The sequence below is a fragment of the Nitrosomonas mobilis genome (genome assembly GCF_900103035.1).
Lineage (GTDB): Bacteria > Pseudomonadota > Gammaproteobacteria > Burkholderiales > Nitrosomonadaceae > Nitrosomonas > Nitrosomonas mobilis.
The window spans coordinates 1-2456 of sequence record NZ_FMWO01000106.1; the positions used below are offsets into that span (position 1 = coordinate 1).

Genomic DNA, 2456 nt, shown 5'->3' on the forward strand with positions numbered 1-2456 from the left:
CCAATGATTGGCGAGTTGTGCCCACCCCAACGTTCCAGCCATCTACGCCAGCCCAGGTAATTTTCCAGGTATTTGGTTGCGACCCCATGAAATCTTTTCATCCACTGTTTAAGTCTGCTGTCGTAGGCATTAACATTCTGGATATGGTAAACACCAGCAATGACTCGAATTCCAGCAGAGAGATTGACGGGGCGATGGGTAATTCCGAGGCTATGAGCCACAGACCGGTAGACGGCAGCGCCATCACTACAGAAAATGGCATCTTTTGCCAGGATAGCCCGCAAAGGCGGCTCAATTGTCTTTTTATCAAGCGCATTCAACATGAAATCTGCTGTTGCACCAGAGCGGTCGCGTACTACCAACACCGGCACCTGGTCTTTGCCTGTTCCACGTACATGGATTTGCTTGCCGCGTTTACGCGGTGGACGATTCAGGTGGCGTTGACCTTTGCAGGAAGAGGGAAAAAAGGTCTCATCCGCCTCAATGATTCCTTGCAAGTGGTTGGCTTTAGTAGCCGCCGGCAAAGTCAGGAACCGATGGCGCCAGCGAAAACTGGTGTTTTTGTCTATTCCGCATTGCCTGCCGCTAGCTCGCACGGTCAAACCTTCAATCAACGCTGCACTGTAATTCAACCACTGCTCCTTATGCCGCAGACGGGCCAAAGGAGTTCCCGAAATAGCCGTGAATGTGTGCTTGCATAAGCAACAGCGAAAACGTTGCAACCCCGCCTGGTGCCCCCAACGATAAGGGCGATCCGCCTGGCAGACCGGACAACTCGGCTCAAAAAAATCCTCAAGATATTTCACAACCACAGCTTGTGGCTTCGCCTCGCTCAGATAATCTTTGGCCTGTTCTTTTTGACGACGATTAAGTTGCGATATCTTTTCCAACCACTCCCGAAAATCAGTGGCTTTCATGACTATACCCTCCAGTCTTAATGTTCCAGCCTATTCGACAAAAAGGTAGTTCCAACGTTTAATGCAGACATAGCCTTAATCAAGGCTATGTTAGCGTTAATTGTTGGCGTATAGCAACAGTATAGCAATCAATGAGATAGGAGGCGCCATGAAGAACGAAAATTTTCAGTCTTTGACTTCTGTGCTTACGCAACTGACACGACACCAACGCAGTATTTTGTCAGATCGATTGCGAGAGGTTGAACAAGTTCTGTCACATTAAGCGAGATCATCGATACATTCGTGTAGCGTGTTGATCATTAAAGAGATGGTGACGCCACAATGTTTATTGTAAAAAGGATGCGATTTCCGATTGAGGTAATTCTGGTTTGTATCCACTGGTACGCGGCGTATCCGGTAAGTAGCCGACACCATCATTTCTTACATATTCTTGTCATATTTCGGGGGTTATAACTCCCGAAAAACTTGGTGAAACCCAGGCTCACTAATGGTTAACAGACAGAACGCCGTATACATCGGGAGATACATATCGATGGCATTGAAACCGCGCATATGATCCGAAAGGGACAACTGTCCGATAGAATATATATACTCGCTTATAAGCAGTTTATGGCTTTAGCAGAATAACTGTGCCCGTAGATAAGTGTGTGGCTTGCACTTTACGAATATTTGCGACAGAACCGTTTTTAACGGGCACAGGCATCTCTAGGTGTAACGGCTCGCGTTTAAAAACAGCCGGGCTTGTATTTATCCGCTTCAGCTCACATTAAATACAAATTAAAACGCCCGTTTTGGCATAGAACCCTCCGAGTAGTATTTAATGGTTACCCTTAGATGAGAATAGTAGTTACCCCAATATACTTATTAGGTTGACGGACATAGAATGGTTACAAGCTAAAATTATAGGAGAAACCATCATGATAGCAACGACCAAAAAATATTTTTTAATTTTTTCGTTATTTGTGTTATTGATCTTCGGTGCATCGATGAATTCTTTTGCATCTGATGATGTAAATCATGAGGTCCTGGCTAATAAATTTGAGTCCATGGCGGCAGAAATGAACGCCAAGATTACCGAGCAACAAGAAATCTTCAAAAACAAACCACGTACCAGCTACTTCGGTATAAATGGCAAGAACATTAAATCGCACGTGGTTTACAAGATTCGTAAGTACGAAAAAGCAGCGGAAGAATATTTGAAGCAAGCTGCTCATCACCACGCGATGGCAGCGGAGCAATCAGAGATGAAATCAGTTTCAACCACAAGTAAAACGAGTGGTAGAGACGATTCATAAATATCGAAAATAACTGGTTTGACTAAAAAGGGCAACGCGTAGAAATACGCATTGCCCTTTTTATTTCTTTAGCTCCTACTATTCCTAATCCTTCACAGGCCAATCAAGTGTTCTCCTTATAGTGGACCCCTCCGTCAAGACAATAATATATCGAGTTTAAGAGGGTAACCTTCTTCATGCAGCGGAACGGCGCTGCCCCGGTTTTCGGTTTCTTTTTTTGTTTCTACTTCTGTGTGAGATTTTT

At 44.7% G+C, this 2456-nt stretch carries 2 protein-coding genes; one reads left to right on the top strand and one right to left on the bottom strand.

Features of this window, described 5'->3' with window-relative positions:
• A partial coding sequence (locus NSMM_RS14680) for an IS1595 family transposase (protein WP_143001967.1) occupies positions 1 to 917 on the bottom strand: 917 nt, incomplete at its 3' end.
• A gap of 917 nt (positions 918 to 1834) precedes the next feature.
• On the opposite strand from NSMM_RS14680, the gene NSMM_RS14685 reads away from it, so the two are divergent.
• Positions 1835 to 2212 carry a hypothetical protein gene (locus NSMM_RS14685; RefSeq protein ID WP_090288650.1) on the top strand — a complete coding sequence of 126 codons (378 nt, stop codon included), beginning with the start codon at positions 1835 to 1837 and terminating at the stop codon, positions 2210 to 2212.
• Positions 2213 to 2456: the final 244 nt, after the last annotated feature.

Coding starts and splice junctions, on each gene's coding strand:
- NSMM_RS14685 (WP_090288650.1), top strand. CDS start 1,835: ATGATAGCAACGACCAAAAAATATTTTTTAATTTTTTCGTTATTTGTG.